The sequence below is a fragment of the Haloplanus sp. GDY1 genome, assembly GCF_023703775.1.
Taxonomy (GTDB): domain Archaea; phylum Halobacteriota; class Halobacteria; order Halobacteriales; family Haloferacaceae; genus Haloplanus; species Haloplanus halophilus.
The window spans coordinates 1,832,516-1,850,379 of the sequence record NZ_CP098514.1 but is presented as its reverse complement, the minus strand read 5'-3'; the positions used below and the strand labels follow the sequence as shown (position 1 = coordinate 1,850,379).

Below are 17,864 nucleotides of genomic sequence, written 5' to 3'. Positions count from 1 at the left end.
GTATGTTCGACGTTCCCGACGACCTCCGCGCCGGCGTCCGGGCGGCGGCGCCCCTCCTCCTCGGCGTGACGCCCTTCGGCCTCGTCGCCGGCGTCGCCGCCGTCGAGGCCGGCCTCTCGCCCGCCCAGGCCGTCGGCCTGTCCGTCGTCGTGTTCGCCGGCGCCTCGCAACTCGCCGCCATCGACCTCCTCGCCCGCGACGCCTCCCTCGCCGTGGTCGTCCTCACCGCGGTCGTCATCAACCTGCGGATGAGCATGTACTCGGCCTCCATCGCCCCCTACTTCGAGTCCTTCCGGCGGCGGTGGGAGATGGTGTGTGCCTACCTGCTGACTGACCTGTCCTACGCGCTGGCCATCGCGAAGTTCACGGAGGGCGAGGAGCGCGGGTCCTCGGAAGCCGGCGAGGGGCCGGGGGTCGACGGCGTGACCGACCGTCGGTGGTACTACCTCGGCGCCGCTGGGGCCATCTGGGCCGTCTGGCAGGCCGCGACCCTCGCCGGGGTCGTCCTCGGCGCGGGGGTCCCCGAGAGCTGGGGTGTCTCCTTCGCGGTGCCGCTGGTCTTTCTCTCCATGCTCGTCTCCGAACTGTCGGATCGGCCCCGTGCCGTCGCGGCGCTCGTCGGGGGGAGCGTCGCGGTCGTCGGATCGGGGTGGCCGCTGAACCTCGGACTGCTCGGCGGCGCGCTCGCGGGCGTCGTCGCGGGCGTCGCCGCCGACGGGAGGGTCGCATGACGACGACGTCCTACGGCCCGCTCTCGATCTGGGCGGTCGTCATCGTCGTCGGCCTCCTCACCTTCGTCATCCGGTACTCGTTCATCTACCTGCTCGGGTGGGTCGACGGGATGCCGCCGCGACTGGAGCGGGCGCTCCGGTTCGTGCCGGCGGCGGTGCTCGCGGCGCTGGTCGCGCCGTCGCTCGTCGATCCCGGACCCTCGGTGACCGCGACGCTCCTCGATCCCCGCCTCCTCGCGGGCGTCGTCGCCGGCGTCGTGGCGTGGACCACCGAGAACATGTTCGCGACGCTCGCCGCCGGGATGGTCACGTTCTGGGCGATCACCTTCCTGCTGTGAAGGCCGGGGGCGGTCCGCTCAGTCGTCGTTGGCGGGCGTCTCGGGCGTCTCCTCCCCCTCGTCGCTGGAGATGGGGTCGCTCTCGTCCTCGCTGAACCCCTCCGAGGCCTCCATCCGCTGGCGGGCCTCGGGGTCGAACTGAGCTTCGATGTCCTGGTACTTGCTCACGAACGAGAGTTCGTGGTGGCTCTCGGTGGGGTGTCCCAGGTAGCGCTCCTCGAGGTCGAACTGCGCCTCCTCGTCGTCCTGCGCGAGGCGCTGGAAGTCCTCGTAGACGGCGTGGGCGCCCGAGTGCAGGCCGAAGAGGGTGATGAAGATGTACTTGTACCCGAGGTCGCCGAGTTCGGCGAAGGTCAGCGGGTCCTCCTCCTCCGACCACGCGAAGGAGGAGGAGTAGTTGAAGGCGAGGTCGAGGTCGGGGTGGGTCTCGTGGATGGTCTCGGCGTACCGCTCGGCGTCCTCGCGGGACGGGTCGGGCATCTCCGGCCAGACGAGGTCGACGCCGGCGTCGGCGTAGATCCGCCCGCGTTCGAGGTGTTCCTCCCAGTCGCCGTTGGCGGAGCCGTAGGCGTCCGTTCGGGCGATGACGACGGTGTCCTCGCACTGCTTCGCGTCGACGGCCGCCCGGAAGCGGGCTTCGGCGTCCTCCCGGGAGACGATCCGTTTGCCCGCGATGTGGCCACAGCGCTTCGGCGTCGTCTGGTCCTCGATGTGGACGGCGGCGACGCCCGCCTTCTCGTACTCCCGCACCGCGCGGCGGACGTTGTGGATGCCCCCGTAGCCGGTGTCACAGTCGGCGATCACCGGGAGCGTGGTCGCCTCGCTGATCCGCTTTGCGTTCTCGACCATCTCCGTCATCGTCACCATCTCCAGGTCGGGAAATCCGAACTGGCCGAGGACGGTCGAGTAGCCGCTCATGTAGACGGCGTCGTGACCCGTCATCTCCGCGAGACGGGCGTCGAGGGCGTGGTAGATGCCCGGCGCGAACACGAACTGCTGGTCGTCCAGTCGCTCGCGGAACCGCTCGGCCGCCGGGTTGTCGATGTCGCGGGTGATCGTGTCCGTGTCGAGGTCCTCGGGCGTCATCGGCCGTCCCCCGCGGGTTCGGGCCGGCCGAGGTCCGGAACGAGCGGCGCCTCCTGTGCCTGCTCGTCGTCGTAGGTGCGCTGGGTCGGCGGGTCGGTCACGGGGACGCGGCGCGTCGGACGGCGGGAACCGCCGTCCGTCGCCGACCGCCGTCGACGGCCGAGGTCCGGAACGAGGGGCGCTTGCTGGGCTAGTTCGTCGTCGTCGGGTCGCTGGGTCGTGGGTTCCATGTCAGGTTGGTGTCGTTCGTCGGTCGTCCGCCGGTCCGTCTCGCGTCCGTGGGAGGGTCGCGTACGTGCATTGCACCCGATCGGATGGCGAGCAGGCCCATAAACTTAATGATCGATAATGATAATATTCGTTAATGAATTTTAAGCCTTAATTTGATCCGCGTTATCAACTCACACGGACACTCCACGGGGCTTAATTCCGTCCAGCGCCCGGGGTCTATCAGATGGTGGCCGCCATAGAGATCGACGACCTCCGGAAGCGATACGGCGACGTGACGGCGCTCGACGGCGTCTCGCTCTCGGTGCCCGAGGGGAGTTTCTTCGGCCTCCTCGGGCCGAACGGGGCGGGCAAGACGACGTTCATCAACGTCCTCGTCGGCCTCGTGCGAAAGAGCGGCGGCGAGGCCCGGGTGTTCGGGCACGACGTCGAGGCCGACTACCGGGAGGCCCGGGACCGCATCGGCCTCGCCCCACAGGAGTTCAACGTCGACCGGTTCTTCCCCATCCGCGAGGTGCTGGAGCACAAGGCGGGCTACCACGGCATCCCCGCGAGCGAGGCGCGGGAGCGGGCCGACGAGGTCCTGAAACAGGTCGGCATCTACGAGAAGCGGGATACGCGCTTCGACTGGCTCTCCGGGGGGATGAAGCGCCGCTTTCTCATCGCCCGGGCGCTGGTCACCGATCCCGACCTGCTGATCCTCGACGAACCGACCGCCGGCGTCGACGTACAGCTCCGTCACGACCTCTGGAACCTCATCACCGACCTCAACGAGGGCGGGACGACCATCCTGCTCACCACCCACTACATCGAGGAGGCCGAACGCCTCTGTGACGAGGTGGCCATCCTCGACGGCGGACGGGTCGTGACCGTGAGTTCGCCCGACGAACTCATGGATCGCGGCACCGACCGCATCACCGTCACCTTCCGGGAGCCGATGCAGTCCGCGCCGGACGTCGCCGCCGGCAACGGCCAGGTCGAGGCCGTCGACGTGGAGGACGGCCGCCTCGTCGTCTCCGCCTCGCGCGGCGGCCTCGTCGCCCCCGACCTCGTCCGCGAACTCGACGCCGCGGGCTACGAGATCGTCGACCTCGACGTGTCGCGCACGTCGCTAGAGGAGGTGTTCGTCGAGCTGACACGCCAGGACTCGGCGGTCGCCGACGGGGGGCGCCCATGAGTACCGTCGGTCTCAAGACGCTCACCCGGCGGGAGATCCTCCGCTTCCTCCGGCGCCCGAAGAACACGTTCGCGCCGCCGCTCATCACGAACGTCCTCTACTTCTCCGTGTTCGGCGTCATCCTCGGCCGCCGGATCGACGCGATCCAGGGGATCCCCTACATCCTCTTTATCCTCCCCGGCCTGGTCGTCCTCGGCGCCATCTCCAACGCCTTCGAGAACGCCGCCTTCTCCATCTTCCACGGCCGGTGGAACGAGTACATCCACGAACCCCTCACCTCGCCGCTCTCCTACACCGAGATGGCGACGGCGTACGTCCTCGCGGGCGCGGCCCGCGGAGCCATCGTGGGCGTCCTCATCGCCATCGTCGGCGCCGCGTTCACGTCCGTGGGCGTCACCCGGCCGCTCTATCTCGTCGGCTTCGGCGTCGTCATCACCGTCCTCTTTTCCGGGATCGGGGTGATCGGCGGGCTCTGGGCCGACGACTGGGACGACCTCACGATGATGAACCAGTTCATCCTCCGGCCGCTGGTCTTCTTCGGCGGCGTCTTCTACTCCATCGCGGAACTCCCGCCGCTGCTGGAGACGCTCTCGTATCTGAACCCCATGGTCTACATGGTCAACGGCATCCGGTACGGCTTCCTCGGCGCCGCCGAGGTCGATCCGAACGTCTCCTTGCTCGTCCTCGCCGTCCTCGCGGTGCTGGTCGTCGCCTTCGATATCGCGCTGTTCGAGCGCGGCTACGGCCTGACCGAGTGATCCCGTCACAAGGTACAATCGCCGTTTTCGTCAAGCCAGCTTATTACCGGACGTAGTGACGATGGGGGGACGCATGTCGGACAGTCCAGACGGCAGTTCGCTGACCAGGGCACAGTCCTACGCCCTGATCGCGGCCGCTGCCGTCCTGTTGAGCGCGGTCCTCGCCCCGGTGGCCTACGATCGGGCGACCCAGCCCGACGGCACCGTCGCCGTCATCTCCATCGAGGGGACCATCGCCTCCAGTACGGCGACCGCCGTCCAGGAGGACCTCCGCGAGGCCCGCGAGAACGAATCGATCGACGCGGTCGTCCTGAACGTCGACAGCCCCGGCGGCGGGGCGGCCGCGAGCGAACAACTGTATCTGTCGGTCCAGCGCACGGCCCAAGAGATGCCGGTGGTCGCGAGCGTCAAGGCCACCGGCGCCTCCGGCGCCTACTACGCGATGTTGCCCGCCAGCGACATCTACGTCACGCCCGCCTCCATCGTCGGCAGCGTCGGCGTCCGCGGCGCGTCGCCCGGCCCCGGCCTCCCCGGCCAGATCAAGAGCGGCCCGGACAAGGCGAGCGCGACCGCCGACCAGCGCCGCGCCCAGATCGAGACGCTCCAGCGCGCGTTCGTCGGCACGGTCATGAAACACCGGAGCGACGACCTCGAACTCTCGCGCACCGAGGTCGCCCACGCCAAGGTGTACACGGGCGCTCGCGCGGTCGAGAACGGGATGGCCGACGAGATCGGCTCGACACAGGACGCCATCCGCCAGGCCGCCACCGAGGCCGGCCTCGAGGACTACGACGTGTACCGCAAGGAGCCGCCGGCAGTCGGCGGTCTCATCCTGCTCAGCTCGCAGGACGGCGGCACGGTCGTCGTCGAGGAGAGCCCCGTCGGATACGACGCCGTCGACACCCCGACCTTCCTGATGGTGTACGGCGACGTGCAGACCGAAAGCGAGGTGATCGGCAATGTCAGCGCCTAAGTCCAGACTCGCCGCCGTGTTCGTTGTCATCGTGGTCGTGATCGTCGGCGGCGCGGCCGTCGCACCCTACGCCCTCGGCTCGGGCGACGGTGGCGGCGAGAGCGACCCCGTTACCGTCCAGAACCAGCAGTTCCAGCCCGACACGATCCTGCCCGACCAGACGCCCGAGCGAGGCGAGATCAGCATGGAGAGTTCGGCGAGCGGCAAGACCGTCCTCGTGGACATGGGACACCGGAACGGCGTCTCGAAGACCCAGCTCGAACCCCTGCTCTCGACGCTCGTCGAGAACGGCCACCAGATCCGGTTCTACCGCGGCCAGCGGCGGAGCCTCAACGAATCGCTCCGCTCCGCGGACGCCTTCCTGGTCGCGAGCCCCCAGCAGCGGTTCACGAGCGACGAACTCGCGGGCGTCGAGGCCTTCACCGACGCCGGCGGGCGCGTCCTCGTGATGGGTGGCCCGCCCTCCGTCCAGGCCTCCGGCGGCCTGTTGCTCGGCGTCGGCGGCCTCCAGCCCACCGCGCCCCGGACGGCGGGGCTGTCCTCGACGTACGGCATCGCGTACGGCTCGGGCTACCTCTACAACATGCAGGAGAACGACAACAACTACAAGAGCATCTACGCGCGGCCGGCGTCGAGCGCCGGCCTCGCGGACGGCGTCGAGCGGGTCGTGGTCCGCGACGCGGTGCCCGTCCGGACGAGCAGCGGCACGCGCGTCCTCGTCGGCACCGAGGGGACGACCCTGTCGACGACCCGCGACGACGGGCGGTACGCCGTCCTCGCGCGGAGTCAGGGCGGCAACGTCACCGCGGTCGGTGACACCAGCTTCGTCTCCCGCGAGAACGCCTACGACGCCGACAACGAGGTGCTGATCGGCAACCTCGCCGACTTCCTCGTGAACGGCGAGAAGACGCCCGGCGCGCCCAAGCCGCCGGGTGCCGACGCCCCGACCGGCGGACCCGGTGGCGCCCCGACCGACGGGGCCCCCACGCCGCCGCGGCCGACCCCCGCCCCGGCCTGATACGGGTTACTGTCCGGGGGGTTCGCCGGATCGTCTCGGCGACCCACCGGCGAACAGTTACGCGACTCCTTCTCATCCCCGACCGTAGCCTATTTCGGCGTCGGCCGCCGGTGGTAGGGTATGCCACCGGTCACCACATCGCGCCGCCGACTGCTTCGCCTGGTCGGGGCGGCGGGTGCCGCCGGTGTCGCCGGCTGTGCTGGCGGGGCGGGCGACTCGGGGGGGTCGGAACTCGTCGCGACGCTCGCCGCCGACGTGAAGAACTACGACCCGACGCGGGCGAACGACACCACCTCGCGCAAGGCCTTCGGCCTCGTGTACGAACCGCTCCTCTCGGTGGACTTCGAGGGACAGGCCCGTCCGACGCTCGCCACCGCGGTCGAGCAGCGTGACGACCTCACCTGGCGGCTCTCGCTCCGCGAGGGCGTCACCTTCCACGACGGCAGCGACTTCACCGCGAGCGACGTCGTCGCCACCTTCGAGCGCTACGAGGGGACGCCCCGCGAATCCGACGTGTACCTCTGGTACGACGACGCGACGATCGTCGACGACCACACCCTCGACGTGACGCTCGCGGACCGGTACGCGCCCTTCCGGAAGTCCCTCGGCGGCGTACCCATCGTCCCCGAGGCGGCCGCGTCAGGCGACCTCGACCTCTCGACGACGCCGATCGGGACCGGCCCGTACGAGTTCGACACCCACGAACCCGACCGGCTCTTCCGGCTCACCCGCGCCGACGACCACTGGTACGACGGGTCGGGCGAGGTGCCCGCGAGACCGCCCATCGAGACGCTCACCTTCCGCATCATCGTCGAGGGGCCGTCGCAGGTGGCCGCGCTCCGCGCGGGCGACGTCGACCTCGCGAACAACCCGCCGGCCGACTCGGTCGCCGACCTCCGGGAGAACGACGACGTCACCGTCTCGGACCACCTCGCCGGCGGCTTCGAGATGGTCGTCTTCCCCCTCGCCTCCGCCCCGTTCTCGAACCGCGAGGTGAGACGGGGCATCGCTCGGCTGGTTCCCCGCGAGGAGATCGTCTCCTCGGTGTACGGTGGGATCGGCCGCCCGGCGTACGCCCCCATCTCGCCGCTGCTCGACGACTACACCTCCGAGTCGTTCCAGGCGGAGATGCGCGAGGACCACCAGGGCTACGATCCGGAGCGCGCCCGCGAACTCCTCGACTCCGGCTTCGACGCCCTCGACATCTCGCCGCCCTACGAGACGAGCATCGTCACCAACGAGACGCCCGAGCGAGTGCGGTGGGCACAGCTCGTCCGCGACAGCCTGAACCGCACCGACTTCTTCGAGGTCACCATCGACCAGTTCGAGTGGAACACGTACGTCTCCCGGGTGCTCGCGGGGGACTCCCACCGCTCCGACTCGATGATGGCGCTCGGCTGGACCGGCGGCTGGGACCCCGACACCTTCCTCCGGAACCTCTTTTACAGCGGGCAGGCCACGCCCTCCTGCTGTAACGCCGCCCACTACGCGAACGACGAGGTCGATCGCCTGCTCGACGAGGCGCTGACGACGTACGACCCCGCGGAGCGACGCGCGCTCTACGAGGACGCCCAGCGCCGGATCGTCTCGGACGCGCCCGTCGCCTTCGTCCGGTTCAACAAGCGCCTCGAAGCGTTCCGGACGGCCGAGGTCGAGGGCTTTCACACCTACCCGCTCGACACCGGCGAGTTCACCGCCATCTACGCCCCCTGGGCCGACGCCTACACGACGACCGGGGGCGGGTGATCGCCGGCCCGATGTCGCTTCGACGGTACGTCCTCCGGCGAACCCTCCTGACGGTGCCCATCCTCCTCGGCGTCTCCGTGCTCACCTTCGGGCTGGTGAAACTCCTCCCCGGAACGCCCGTGGACTACGTCCTCCAGTTCCAGGAGTCGACGCCCGAACTCCGGGCGTCGCTTCGCGCCCAGTACCACCTCGACGAGCCCATCTACACCCAGTACGCGCTCTGGCTGTGGGACGTCCTCCACCTCGATTTCGGCGAGCGTGTCGTCTCGGATCGGAGCGTCCGCGCCGCCGTCGCCGCCCGCCTCCCGGAGACGCTCGTCCTCGGCGGCGGCGCCCTCCTCGTCGCTCTCCTCGTCGGCGTCCCCGCGGGCGTCCTCGCCGCCGTGAAGCGCGGCGGCCCGGTCGACGAGGCCAGTCGGATCGCCGCGCTCGCCGGCATCGCCACGCCGAACTTCTGGCTCGGCCTCCTGCTCATCCTCGTCTTCGGCGTCCACCTGAACCTCGTGCCGGTGATCCCGCCCGTCGCACCCCTCCTCTCCCTCGAATCGCTCGCCTTCCTCGCCCTGCCGGCGGTCACCCTCGGCACCGCCTCGGCCGCCCTCTTCACCCGGCTCACCCGGTCGGCCGTCACCGAGGAACTCCGCCGGGAGTACGTACGAACCGCCCGCGCGAAGGGCCTCCCCGAGCGGACGGTGATCGTCAAGCACGTCCTGCGCAACTCGCTCATCTCGGTCGTCACCGTCGCCGCGGTGCAGGTTGCGGTCCTCCTCGACGGCGCCGTCGTCATCGAACGCGTCTTCTCCTGGCCCGGCCTCGGCCGCCTGCTCGTCCGTGCCATCCTCCAGCGGGACTTCCCCGTCGTGCAGGCCGTGGTGTTGCTCGTCGCCACGGCCGTCGTCGTCGCCAACCTGCTCGCGGACGTCGTGTACGCGTGGCTCGACCCGCGGATTCGCTACTGACCATGATCGGAGACCCCTTCCCCCCGGATCGAGGGTGCGACCGACGCATCGCCCGCGCCCCGCCGCGTGCGTGGTCCAACTGGAGTCGCCCCCGACCATGACCGGCCCCCTCGACGACCGCGGCCGACTGCGCGTGCGGGGGTTCGACGGCGGGGACGCGGCCGTCGCCGACGAGGCCGACCGCTCCGAGGCGGTGCCGTCGGTCGACCGCCGGACGCGGGCCTGGCGGCGCTTCCGCCGCGACCGCACCGCCGTCGCCGGCCTCGCGATCATCACCCTCATGGCCCTGCTCGCGGTCTTCGCCCGCCCGGTCGAGGTGGGCGGCGTCGTCGTCCAGCCGTTCGCGCTGGCGCCGTACGACCCCGCCGCCTCCGGCGTCGCCGAGCCCTACCTCCCCCCCTCGCTCGCCCACCCCTTCGGCACCGACTGGGCCGGCCGCGACGTGTTCTCCCGCGTCCTCTACGGCGGCCGGTACAGCCTCTCCATCGGCGCCATCGCCGTCTCCCTCGCCGTCGCCGTCGGCGTCCCGCTCGGCGCGCTCGCCGGCTACGTCGGCGGGTGGGTCGACGAGACGATCATGCGGCTGGTCGACGTGCTCTATGCCTTCCCCTTCCTCGTCCTCGCCATCGCCTTCGTCGCCGCCTTCGGCCAGGGGTTCTGGAAGCTCGTCGCGGCGCTCGTCGCCGTCGGTTGGATCAGTTACGCCCGCCTGCTCAGGGGCGAGGTGCTGAGCGTCGTCGAGCGCGACTACGTGCTCGCGGCGAGGGCGCTCGGCGTGCCCGACCGCCGGATCCTCGCGCGCCACGTCGTCCCCAACGCCGTCGCGCCCGTCGTCGTCCAGGCGACGCTCAACGTCGGCACCGTCGTGCTCTCGGCGGCCGCGCTCGGCTTCCTCGGCCTCGGCCTCCCGCCCGGCACCGCCGAGTGGGGGAGCATGCTCTCGGCCGGCCGGGACACACTCGTCGGCGGGGAGTGGTGGGTCACCGTCTTCCCCGGCCTCGCCATCTTCCTGTTCGTGCTGTCGATCAACCTCGTCGGCGACGGCGTCCGTGACGCCCTCGACCCGGACGCCGACCCCGACGCCTACCGACGGGAGGCGCGCTGATGGCGCTGCTGGAGGTCGAGGACCTCGTCGTCCGCTTCTACACCGAGGAGGGCGTCGTGCGGGCTGTCGACGGCCTCTCGTACACCCTCGACCGCGGCGAGCGACTGGGCGTCGTCGGCGAGAGCGGGGCCGGCAAGACCGTCTCCGCGCTCGCCGTCCTCGGACTGCTCGACGACCCCGGCCGGATCGAGGGGGGCACGATCCGGTTCGACGGCACCGACCTCCGGGCTGCCTCCGAGGAGCGCCGCCGACGGCTCCGCGGCGGCGAGATCGGAATGGTGTTTCAGGACCCCGAGACGGCGCTCAACCCCGTCTACACCGTCGGCGAGCAGGTCGCGGAGGCCGTGCGTGCCCACTCCGACCGGGCGGGCGCGGACGCCGACGACCGGGCCGTCGAACTCCTCGACCGGGTCGGGATTCCCGATCCCGAAGCGCGCGCCGACCAGTACCCCCACGAGTTCTCGGGCGGGATGGCCCAGCGCGCCCTCGTGGCCGTGGCGCTCGCCGGCGATCCCGACCTGCTGATCGCCGACGAACCGACGACCGGCCTCGACGTGACCGTCCAGGCCCAGTTGCTGGACCTGCTCGACGACCTGGCGGCCGACGACCTCGCGGTGCAACTCGTCTCCCACGACCTCGGCGTCGTCGCCGAGTTCTGCGAGCGCGTGCTGGTGATGTACGCCGGGCAGGCCGTCGAGCGCGCCCCGGTCGAGGAGCTGTTTTACGACCCGAAACACCCCTACACCGCCGGGCTGTTGAGCGCGGTCCCCCGCATCGGCGACGGCCGCGACCGCCTCGCGACGATTCCGGGGGCGACGCCGGACCTCTCGGCGCCGCCGCCGGGGTGTCGCTTCCACCCCCGGTGTCCGTACGCCGAGGACGCCTGCACGAAGCGCGACCCGCCGCTCGTCGCGACCGGCGACGGGGACGGGGATCACGAGGCGGCCTGTCTGGCCTACACCGGCGACCTGGACGGCGAACTGACGTTCTCCGTCGAGGTCGACGACGGCGACGGCGACGGAGGTGGATCCCGGTGACCGACCCCCTGCTCCGCGCCGAGGGGCTGGTCAAGGAGTACCCCACCTCCGAGCGCTTCCTCGACCGCCTGCTCGGGCGCCGTCAGTGGGTGCAGGCGGTCCAGGGCGTCGACCTCGAGGTCCGGGCCGGCGAGACGGTGGCGCTGGTCGGCGAATCCGGCTGTGGCAAGAGCACGCTCGGGCGGACGCTCGTCCACTTAGAGGAACCGACCGCCGGCACCGTCTCCCACCGGGGCGACGACCTCGGCGCGCTCACGGCGTCGGAACTCCGGGAGCGACGCCGCGACCTGCAGTACGTCTTCCAGAACCCGACCGCCAGCCTCGACCCCCGACTCACCGTCGGCGACGCGGTCGGCGAGGCGCTCGACGCCCACGACGTCGCCTCGGGCGCCGAGCGCGACCGCCGGATCGCCGACCTGCTGGACACCGTCGGCCTTCGCCCCGCCCACGCCGCGCGCTACCCGCGGGAACTCTCCGGCGGCCAGCGTCAGCGGGTGGCCATCGCCCGCGCGCTCGCAGTCGACCCCGAGTTCGTCGTCTGTGACGAACCCGTAAGCGCCCTCGACGTCTCGGTGCAGGCGGGCATCCTCAACCTCCTGGCCGACCTGCAGGCGGAGCGCGACCTCGCCTACCTGCTCGTCGCCCACGACCTCTCGGTCGTCGATCACCTCGCCGACCGGGTGGCGGTGATGTACCTCGGCCACCTCGTCGAGACGGGGCCCGTCGAGGAGGTGTTCTCGCCGCCCTACCACCCCTACACGTACTCGCTCCTCTCCGCGATTCCGGAACCCGACCCCCGGTGGGACGGCGACCGGGTCGTCCTCGAGGGCACCGTCCCCTCCGCGACCGACCCGCCCGACGGCTGTGTCTTCCACACCCGCTGTCCCATCGCCCAGGACGACTGCGGGGAGTGGGACGCCCACCCCGACCTCGACCCCGTCGGCGACGACCACGAAATCGCCTGTCCGTACCACCACCTCCTGGAGGACGCGTGACCCGTCCACCGCGCCGCCCGCGCCGCGTCGAGCGAACCGACGCCGTTCGCCACGATGACCCGGGGGCGCCCGCCGCCCCCGGGACGACACGGTCGCTCGACGCCGCGAAGGCGAGTCACGCCCTCCTGCCCCGGTGGCTCCGCCGCCGCGCCCTCACCGTCGACTGTACGACCGACCGAGAGCGATGCGCCCCCGACGAGCCCGTCGGGGTCGAATTCGTCGTCCGCAACCGCCTGCCGGTACCCCTGCGGCTTCGGACGACCGCGCCCGTCCCGTGGACCTGGGCCGTCGACGGCGTGGACCGCGCCTCGACGGTCGAGTCGCTCCCCGCGGAGACCGGCGTCGTCGACTTCGCACGCCGCGAGCGCAAGACCTTCCACACGCGCTGGTACGGGCGGATCCGCGTCGCCGACGACGAGTGGGTCGCCGCCGACACCGGCGACCACACCCTGACCGCGCGCCTCCTCGTCGACGACCCGCGGCTCGTCGCGTCGACGACGGTCCGGGTCGAATGAGCAGAGCCAAGGCCGCTCGCCTCCCAGCCCCGCCATGCGCCAGTTCGTCGTCATCGGCCACGACGCACCCACGACCCCCGACTTCTCGCTCGACGACCTCGCCGGCGCGGCCGGCCGTCTCGACGTGCTCTGCCGGTGTGTCACCTCCGCCTTCTTCCTCTCGCACGCCATCCGGGAGGACGTCCGCGTCCACCTCGTCCTCGACGACTCTTTCACCCTGACCTTCGAGGGGAGCGACCTCCGACGGCTCAACCCCGACGAGCGGAGCACCGCCGCCCTGATACGCGGGGCCCTGGAGCGCCGCGAGGACGCCATCGGCCACCAGCCCGTCGAGTCGAGTCCGGGCGTCTCGATCCGTCGCCGCGGGTTCGAGCCGACCCTCGACGCCGTCGCCGACGGGACGCTCGTCCACCTCCACGAGGCGGGAACGCCGGCCGTCGACCACGCCCCGCCGGCCGACCCCGTCTTCGTCCTCTCGGACCACCACGACTTCACCGACCGGGAGGCAGACCTGCTGGCCGAACGCGCCGACGCCCGCGTCCGCCTCGGCCCCCGCGCGCTCCACGCCGACCACGCCATCACCGTCGCGCACAACTACCTCGACACCGAGGGGTTCCGGTCGTACTGATCGCCCGCCGAATCACAACTGTTAAACTCGCCGCTGGCGTTCGTTCGACCGCGGGCCGGTGGGGTAGCTTGGTATCCTTCGGCCTTCGGGTGGCCGTAACCACGATTCAAATTCGTGCCGGCCCATAGGGTATATACCCTTTTTCCCCACTTCTACGACACTTAGCGGCCGCTCTACGGGGTGGTCCGCGTGAGCGTCGAGGACCCGGTCGATGTCTCTGTCGACCTGGACGTCGACGACAACTCGCTCCGCGCGGTCGTCACGAAGCGCCACGAACTCGAGGTCGACGACCTGTTCGTCGACGGCGAACTCCGGTTGTGGGAGGACGGCGCGGGGTGGAGCGGCTACGTCCGCGAAGAGATCGACGACGCCACCGTCTACTACCGCGTGAACACGCGCTTCGACGAAGAGCGGTGGATCGACCGAGTCGTCGTCGGCGAGCAGGCCGTCCGCGAGTCGGTCCGGCAGCACATCCGGGACCCGCTCGCGGGTGGCGCCGGCACCTTTCGGCGGGGGTGCTCTCCACCATGAGCGCGCAGAAGTCCCTCGCCGACGACGTCGAGCGGATCGACGGGAACGTGAACGGACTCTTCGCGAAGGTCAGCGACCTCGCCGACCGCGTCGAAGAGCTCGAGGAGGAGAACGAACGACTCCGCGAAGAGCTCCAGGAGGCGAAGAACGACGCGGAACTCGCGGTCGCGGTAGCCGGCGAGACGAGCGACCGGGCCCGCGCCGACGGCGGTCCGACGAAGGTCAAGCGCGCGGAACTCCTGTCCCGGAACGAAGTCGTCAGGCAAGCGATCACGACCGCGGGGAAGGGCGGCGCCGTGACGGCCGGCGACGTCGTCGACATGGCCCGGCCGGAGACGAACCTGCATCATCGGACGGTTCACGACGCCTGGGACAAGCTCGTGAGCCGGTGGGGTTCGATCCGCGTCCAGGAGCGCGACGACGCCGCGAACCGCCTCGTCGTGGACCGTGACGACCTCGAGGACGAACTCGTGCGTCTCGTCGACGACGACCTCAGCGATACGCAACTCGCTGAGGAGCTTCACAGAGGGAGGACGTAGAACGGTGCCCGCAACCTACCACTCCAAGCCGCCACCAGGAAAGTAGGCTGTAGCCTACTCCAAGTGTAGTTTTGTAAGTATGTGTTCGTTAGAGTGTGGTAAATCGGCTGTAGCGGTGCGTAGCGGTGCGTTCTCGATGTTTCAGCGTCCCTCAGTACTCTCGGATCGGCTGTGAAGTCTCTCAGTACGTATAGGCAGGAACCGCCGCTTTTCTCGACGATAGGTTTTCGTGTCGACAGCGTCAACGAGCGGATATGGGTACGAAGCAGATTCGCGTGAGTGAGTCCTACCACGCATATCTCAAGAGCAAACAGCGTGAGGGCGAAACGCTCGGGGAGACGGCCGAGCGACTGGGACGGGACTTCAGTCTGTACGAGTGGGCGACCGAGGGATGGGACGACGTCGACGACGCCGACCGGGAGGAAGTGGCAGAGGTCCTCCGAGAGATCGACGACGAGGACGACTTTGCGGAACTGGACGACGAACTCCCGACGTGATCGTCGATACCAACTACCTCGGCGACCTCGTCGAACGGGATCCCGCAGCCCTCGAGGTCTCTCGACAAGCCGACGCATCAGCCGAACCGATCCGTCTACCAACTGCAGTGATCTGGGAGTTGTTTTACGGACTCGGGAAGATCGAGGATGCAGACTACGCCACGTCTCTGCGTCGGAAGTACTCTGCGATCATCCAAGGAACTGTTTCTGTTGAACTCGACGATCATATCGCCCGCCGAGCAGGAACTCTTCGGGGGAAACACAAGGCTTCTGACCGTCTCAAAGACTTGGATGGTGCCGATTCTGTCGTCGCCGCTCACGGGTTGATTCTCAACGAACCCGTTGTCTCTAACGATGGAGACTTTCAGGACATCGAAGGACTCGATGTCATCACATACTGATAGACGCTAGATCGTTTCGAAGTGGTCGTAGCGCCGTTCGGTCGTGAGAATGGTGGCGTGTCGAAGTCGATTTCGGACGTCGTACAGCGTGTTTCCGTCCTCCGCGCGGAGCATCCTCCACGCCACCGAGTGCCGGAGTGTGTGCGCGGTCACGTCGCCCGGATCACCGCGACCTGCAGAGGAGAAGGGACGCACGTCAGCCCTTTTTGCGAGCCGCTTCACGACGTCGTTCAATCCTTTACCCGTCATCCGGTCGGACTTCCGCGAAGGGAACAGCGCTGGGGACGTGTCCGTTCTTGAGGAGAGATAGGCTCGGAGGGTCCGGACAGTTCGGAGTTGACCGCTGGGGTCAAGGGCGAAAGTCGCAGCCTTCGGGGACCGGTTGGTTGGGTAGTCCTTCTGGATCGACGCCGGGATGCGCAGCTGCTCTTCGTCCAGGTCGAGCATGTCGCGGTTTACCTCAGAGAGCTCTCCACGTCGGAGGCCGGTGTCGTAAAGGATCGTCGCGACGGCATCGTCGCGAGGACCGTGTTGACCTTCGTGAGCGGCGTCGCGCATGGCCTCAACCTGCTCGGGCTTGAGCCAGTGAATGTTCGTTTCTGTATTGCCGGCGTCGTTCGGCATGGTAGATTTATAAAGAGGGGTAGGTGGAGAGGACTTGAATGTGCGATTCTATTCACAGAGTCGAACGTTCAGAAATCCACATCGTGCCGGCCCACTTCCCCACTTTCGAACCGGTAGCGGCGGCCCTCGGGTGTCGGTACCCGCTCCCGCGAGCGTCGCTCCACGGCCGACCGAACGCGGGTCGCCGTCACCCTCCTCCCCGCGTCGAGTCCGTCCTCCGTGGCGACCCGCGGTCCAAGGAGATTTATTCGTCCGCTCCCCTACGCCGGGTGTGGACGCTCCGTTCGACGTGTTGGGGATCGATCCGGACGCCGACGAGTCGGAGGTCGACCGGGCCTACCGCCGGCGGGTGATGGAGACCCATCCGGATCAGGGTGGCTCGGCGCGCGCGTTCCAGCGGGTCAAGGCCGCCTACGAGGCGATCGTGGAGGGGCGCGTCGACGCCGACGAGGACGACGGAGACGCCCGCGACGGGCCGGCCCGGCCGGAGGGCTCCCGGGTCGAGTATCTCGACTACGAGGTGATCGACGACCGGGGCTGGAGCCTCGACGACGACGACCTGTTCGAGAAGGCGGCCGCGGCCGACCTCGACCCCGCGGACTACGGCGAGTTCCTCGCCGAGCCCAGCGAGACGCTTTTGGAGGCGGCCGAGAACCGCGGCTTCGCGTGGCCCTACGCCTGTCGCGGCGGGGCGTGTGCGAACTGCGCGGTGGCGGTCGTCGAGGGCGAGATGACGACGCCCATCGATCACGTACTCCCGTCGGATCTGCTCGATCGGGGCATCCAGCTCTCCTGTATCGGCGCCCCGACGACGGCCGAACTGAAGGTCGTCTACAACGTCAAGGGGATGCCCGACCTCGACGACCTCATCCTCCCGCCGTATCGGTTCGAGCGGGCGCGGTCGGTCGACTGATACGGGGTATCGTCCGTCAGTACCGGGGTGAGTTCCGGCGACCCACCGGTAAACTGGTACGTGAACCGTCTGACCCCGTCAGCGCCGGCGGAGCAGCGCGACGGCGAGCAGCGCCGCCAGCGCGACGACGACGCCGAACCCGTCGCCGTCGCTCGCCGTCGTGGGCGTCGCGGTGGCGGTCGCCGTCGCGGTATCGGTCCCGGTCGCGGTCGCGGTGGCGGTCGGAGTCGCGGTCGCCGTCGCGGTGGCGGTCGGGGTCGCGGTCGGCGTGGCCGTCGGCGTCGGGCTCGCCGTGGCCGTCGCCGTCGCCGCCGTCTCGCCCCGCACGCGAACGGTCACGGTTCGGTTGCCCGCCTCGACGTTGCTCCCACGGACCGTGACCGCGTACCGCCCCGGCTGCGGGTCGTCGACGGTCACCGTGGTGGTGCCGGGGCTGGTCGTGATGCGTCCGGTCGCGACCTCGCTCCCCGACGGCCCGGTGACGGTGAGGTCGAGTCGGTCCGCGTCGACGAAGTTGTACCGGGCCGTGACCGACAGCCGCTGGAGGTACTGGGCGTCGACGGAGGCCCCGGTGACGTCCCGTTCCCTGGAGTCCCGGAGGAGCAGGCTGTACACCTGCGGCCGGACGATCAGGACGTCCGCCCGAACGTCCGAGTCGTCCGTGGCGTAGTACGCGCCGGGAGCGACGCCGTCGAAGTCGGCGCTCGTCGGGTCGACGGTGAACGTCGCGCCGCCGCCGACGGCGGTGAACGTCGTCTCCGCCTCGCCGACGGTGCCGCCGCCGGAGAGTCGAACCTCGGAGACGTCGAGCGTCTCGCTGGCGTAGATCCGGACCGGCGGGCGCGTGTCCGACGGGCTGTCCCGTGGCTCGCTCACGGCCGCGGCGGGGAGTGCGACGGCCGCGACGGCGATCGTGACCAGCGCGACTGCCGCGACCCGCTTCCAGTAAGGTGTCATCTCTGCAATCATAGTTCGGGCGTCTCATAAAACTGCGCCGCGGCGCGTCGGTGGGTGCAGTCCCGGTCCCCGGCGGGGGGAAGGCTAAATAGGTGGGGCGGAAATCCG

Annotated in this window: 21 protein-coding genes, 1 tRNA gene and 1 pseudogene; 19 read left to right on the top strand and 4 right to left on the bottom strand. The window is 69.8% G+C overall.

Annotated features, from left to right (window positions below; translation table 11 throughout):
- Positions 1–2 precede the first annotated feature (2 nt).
- On the top strand, positions 3–731 hold the full coding sequence (locus tag NBT67_RS09865) for an AzlC family ABC transporter permease (RefSeq protein ID WP_251341551.1): 729 nt from the start codon (positions 3–5) through the stop codon (positions 729–731).
- Entirely contained in the window at positions 728–1,069 is a 342-nt protein-coding gene (locus tag NBT67_RS09860; RefSeq protein ID WP_251341550.1) for an AzlD domain-containing protein, read from the top strand. Before NBT67_RS09865 ends, NBT67_RS09860 begins: the two co-directional genes overlap by 4 nt.
- Before the next feature lie 18 nt (positions 1,070–1,087).
- Here the strand turns inward: NBT67_RS09860 and aceA are convergent, their stop codons facing one another.
- A complete protein-coding gene (gene aceA / locus NBT67_RS09855) occupies positions 1,088–2,155 on the bottom strand; it encodes an isocitrate lyase (protein ID WP_251341549.1) in 1,068 nt (355 codons plus the stop codon).
- Positions 2,152–2,385: a hypothetical protein gene (locus tag NBT67_RS09850; RefSeq protein WP_251341548.1), complete on the bottom strand. Its 234-nt coding sequence runs from the start codon at positions 2,383–2,385 to the stop codon at positions 2,152–2,154. Before NBT67_RS09850 ends, aceA begins: the two co-directional genes overlap by 4 nt.
- Before the next feature lie 224 nt (positions 2,386–2,609).
- Between NBT67_RS09850 and NBT67_RS09845 the strand changes: the two genes are divergently transcribed.
- The 16 genes and pseudogenes from NBT67_RS09845 to NBT67_RS09770 all read left to right on the top strand — a co-directional run bounded on the left by NBT67_RS09845 (position 2,610) and on the right by NBT67_RS09770 (position 15,262).
- Entirely contained in the window at positions 2,610–3,560 is a 951-nt protein-coding gene (locus NBT67_RS09845) for an ABC transporter ATP-binding protein (RefSeq protein WP_251341547.1), read from the top strand.
- The gene (locus NBT67_RS09840) at positions 3,557–4,318 is read left to right on the top strand and encodes an ABC transporter permease (protein ID WP_251341546.1); all 762 of its coding nucleotides are present in this window, start codon (positions 3,557–3,559) and stop codon (positions 4,316–4,318) included. The genes NBT67_RS09845 and NBT67_RS09840 overlap by 4 nt, the downstream gene beginning before the upstream one ends.
- Positions 4,319–4,391: 73 nt before the next feature.
- Positions 4,392–5,291: a S49 family peptidase gene (locus NBT67_RS09835; protein WP_251341545.1), complete on the top strand. Its 900-nt coding sequence runs from the start codon at positions 4,392–4,394 to the stop codon at positions 5,289–5,291.
- The gene (locus tag NBT67_RS09830; RefSeq protein ID WP_251341544.1) at positions 5,278–6,309 is read left to right on the top strand and encodes a DUF4350 domain-containing protein; all 1,032 of its coding nucleotides are present in this window, start codon (positions 5,278–5,280) and stop codon (positions 6,307–6,309) included. Before NBT67_RS09835 ends, NBT67_RS09830 begins: the two co-directional genes overlap by 14 nt.
- Before the next feature lie 120 nt (positions 6,310–6,429).
- Positions 6,430–8,055 (top strand): ABC transporter substrate-binding protein, encoded by a 1,626-nt coding sequence (locus NBT67_RS09825; RefSeq protein ID WP_251341543.1) that lies wholly within the window; start codon positions 6,430–6,432, stop codon positions 8,053–8,055.
- A gap of 11 nt (positions 8,056–8,066) precedes the next feature.
- Positions 8,067–9,014: an ABC transporter permease gene (locus NBT67_RS09820; RefSeq protein WP_251341542.1), complete on the top strand. Its 948-nt coding sequence runs from the start codon at positions 8,067–8,069 to the stop codon at positions 9,012–9,014.
- Between the two features lie 97 nt (positions 9,015–9,111).
- Positions 9,112–10,119 (top strand): ABC transporter permease, encoded by a 1,008-nt coding sequence (locus NBT67_RS09815; protein WP_251341541.1) that lies wholly within the window; start codon positions 9,112–9,114, stop codon positions 10,117–10,119.
- Entirely contained in the window at positions 10,119–11,156 is a 1,038-nt protein-coding gene (locus NBT67_RS09810) for an ABC transporter ATP-binding protein (RefSeq protein ID WP_251341540.1), read from the top strand. The genes NBT67_RS09815 and NBT67_RS09810 overlap by 1 nt, the downstream gene beginning before the upstream one ends.
- Positions 11,147–12,070, top strand: a pseudogene (locus NBT67_RS09805) (ABC transporter ATP-binding protein); the annotation flags it as partial. The gene NBT67_RS09810 and the pseudogene NBT67_RS09805, both read left to right, overlap by 10 nt.
- A gap of 77 nt (positions 12,071–12,147) precedes the next feature.
- The gene (locus NBT67_RS09800) at positions 12,148–12,666 is read left to right on the top strand and encodes a DUF7974 family protein (RefSeq protein ID WP_251341538.1); all 519 of its coding nucleotides are present in this window, start codon (positions 12,148–12,150) and stop codon (positions 12,664–12,666) included.
- A gap of 34 nt (positions 12,667–12,700) precedes the next feature.
- The gene (trmY, locus tag NBT67_RS09795) at positions 12,701–13,294 is read left to right on the top strand and encodes a tRNA (pseudouridine(54)-N(1))-methyltransferase TrmY (protein WP_251341537.1); all 594 of its coding nucleotides are present in this window, start codon (positions 12,701–12,703) and stop codon (positions 13,292–13,294) included.
- A gap of 52 nt (positions 13,295–13,346) precedes the next feature.
- Positions 13,347–13,419, top strand: a tRNA-Pro gene (locus NBT67_RS09790).
- 64 nt (positions 13,420–13,483) lie between these two features.
- Positions 13,484–13,825: a hypothetical protein gene (locus tag NBT67_RS09785; RefSeq protein ID WP_251341536.1), complete on the top strand. Its 342-nt coding sequence runs from the start codon at positions 13,484–13,486 to the stop codon at positions 13,823–13,825.
- Positions 13,822–14,364, top strand: a complete 543-nt coding sequence (locus tag NBT67_RS09780) for a hypothetical protein (RefSeq protein ID WP_251341535.1) — start codon at positions 13,822–13,824, stop codon at positions 14,362–14,364. The genes NBT67_RS09785 and NBT67_RS09780 overlap by 4 nt, the downstream gene beginning before the upstream one ends.
- Before the next feature lie 254 nt (positions 14,365–14,618).
- On the top strand, positions 14,619–14,861 hold the full coding sequence (locus NBT67_RS09775; protein ID WP_251341534.1) for a hypothetical protein: 243 nt from the start codon (positions 14,619–14,621) through the stop codon (positions 14,859–14,861).
- A complete protein-coding gene (locus NBT67_RS09770; RefSeq protein ID WP_251341533.1) occupies positions 14,858–15,262 on the top strand; it encodes a PIN domain-containing protein in 405 nt (134 codons plus the stop codon). Before NBT67_RS09775 ends, NBT67_RS09770 begins: the two co-directional genes overlap by 4 nt.
- Before the next feature lie 6 nt (positions 15,263–15,268).
- Here the strand turns inward: NBT67_RS09770 and NBT67_RS09765 are convergent, their stop codons facing one another.
- Positions 15,269–15,886 (bottom strand): tyrosine-type recombinase/integrase, encoded by a 618-nt coding sequence (locus NBT67_RS09765; protein ID WP_251341532.1) that lies wholly within the window; start codon positions 15,884–15,886, stop codon positions 15,269–15,271.
- Positions 15,887–16,157: 271 nt separating this feature from the next.
- On the opposite strand from NBT67_RS09765, the gene fer reads away from it, so the two are divergent.
- Positions 16,158–16,799: a ferredoxin Fer gene (gene fer, locus NBT67_RS09760; RefSeq protein WP_251341531.1), complete on the top strand. Its 642-nt coding sequence runs from the start codon at positions 16,158–16,160 to the stop codon at positions 16,797–16,799.
- A gap of 78 nt (positions 16,800–16,877) precedes the next feature.
- On the opposite strand, the gene NBT67_RS09755 is transcribed toward fer, so the two are convergent.
- The gene (locus tag NBT67_RS09755; RefSeq protein WP_251341530.1) at positions 16,878–17,756 is read right to left on the bottom strand and encodes a PGF-CTERM sorting domain-containing protein; all 879 of its coding nucleotides are present in this window, start codon (positions 17,754–17,756) and stop codon (positions 16,878–16,880) included.
- Positions 17,757–17,864: the final 108 nt, after the last annotated feature.

Bases quoted from the DNA above. Each gene is read 5' to 3' on its own strand.
- NBT67_RS09775 (WP_251341534.1), top strand. From the start codon at position 14,619: ATGGGTACGAAGCAGATTCGCGTGAGTGAGTCCTACCACGCATATCTC.
- NBT67_RS09820 (WP_251341542.1), top strand. From the start codon at position 8,067: ATGTCGCTTCGACGGTACGTCCTCCGGCGAACCCTCCTGACGGTGCCC.
- NBT67_RS09850 (WP_251341548.1), bottom strand. From the start codon at position 2,385: ATGGAACCCACGACCCAGCGACCCGACGACGACGAACTAGCCCAGCAA.
- NBT67_RS09810 (WP_251341540.1), top strand. From the start codon at position 10,119: ATGGCGCTGCTGGAGGTCGAGGACCTCGTCGTCCGCTTCTACACCGAG.
- NBT67_RS09835 (WP_251341545.1), top strand. From the start codon at position 4,392: ATGTCGGACAGTCCAGACGGCAGTTCGCTGACCAGGGCACAGTCCTAC.
- trmY (WP_251341537.1), top strand. From the start codon at position 12,701: ATGCGCCAGTTCGTCGTCATCGGCCACGACGCACCCACGACCCCCGAC.
- NBT67_RS09830 (WP_251341544.1), top strand. From the start codon at position 5,278: ATGTCAGCGCCTAAGTCCAGACTCGCCGCCGTGTTCGTTGTCATCGTG.
- NBT67_RS09825 (WP_251341543.1), top strand. From the start codon at position 6,430: ATGCCACCGGTCACCACATCGCGCCGCCGACTGCTTCGCCTGGTCGGG.
- NBT67_RS09860 (WP_251341550.1), top strand. From the start codon at position 728: ATGACGACGACGTCCTACGGCCCGCTCTCGATCTGGGCGGTCGTCATC.
- NBT67_RS09840 (WP_251341546.1), top strand. From the start codon at position 3,557: ATGAGTACCGTCGGTCTCAAGACGCTCACCCGGCGGGAGATCCTCCGC.
- NBT67_RS09865 (WP_251341551.1), top strand. From the start codon at position 3: ATGTTCGACGTTCCCGACGACCTCCGCGCCGGCGTCCGGGCGGCGGCG.
- NBT67_RS09780 (WP_251341535.1), top strand. From the start codon at position 13,822: ATGAGCGCGCAGAAGTCCCTCGCCGACGACGTCGAGCGGATCGACGGG.
- NBT67_RS09815 (WP_251341541.1), top strand. From the start codon at position 9,112: ATGACCGGCCCCCTCGACGACCGCGGCCGACTGCGCGTGCGGGGGTTC.
- NBT67_RS09765 (WP_251341532.1), bottom strand. From the start codon at position 15,886: ATGCCGAACGACGCCGGCAATACAGAAACGAACATTCACTGGCTCAAG.
- aceA (WP_251341549.1), bottom strand. From the start codon at position 2,155: ATGACGCCCGAGGACCTCGACACGGACACGATCACCCGCGACATCGAC.
- NBT67_RS09755 (WP_251341530.1), bottom strand. From the start codon at position 17,756: ATGACACCTTACTGGAAGCGGGTCGCGGCAGTCGCGCTGGTCACGATC.
- NBT67_RS09845 (WP_251341547.1), top strand. From the start codon at position 2,610: ATGGTGGCCGCCATAGAGATCGACGACCTCCGGAAGCGATACGGCGAC.